This window comes from Pseudomonas sp. KK4, assembly GCF_001984065.1.
In the GTDB taxonomy this organism is placed as follows: Bacteria; Pseudomonadota; Gammaproteobacteria; order Pseudomonadales; family Pseudomonadaceae; genus Aquipseudomonas.
Genome location: NZ_LYVP01000289.1, coordinates 1 through 220, shown reverse-complemented (window position 1 = coordinate 220; position 220 = coordinate 1). Strand labels below are relative to the sequence as shown.

1 protein-coding gene is annotated in these 220 nt (G+C 65.5%); it reads left to right on the top strand.

Translation table 11 applies throughout. From position 1 onward, the window contains the following. Positions 1-220, top strand: a 220-nt coding sequence (locus B0W55_RS29510; protein ID WP_175645593.1) for a hemagglutinin repeat-containing protein, incomplete at both ends; no start/stop codon positions are given.

The following is a 220-nucleotide window of genomic DNA, read 5'->3' as shown; positions in this document are numbered from 1 at the left end:
AAACAAAGGCAGCGTCCTCAGCAGCGGGCGTGACACCGCAATCGAAGCCGGTCGCGACATCGCCATCGTCTCCACACAGCAGCAAAGCAGCGACACCGGCGGCATCCAAAAGAGCTCCATCACCCAGTTCGGCTCCAGCCTCGATGCCGGCCGCGACATCACCCTGAGCGCCGGCCGCGACGTGAGCATCGTCGCCAGCGACCTCGACGCCAAGCGCAAC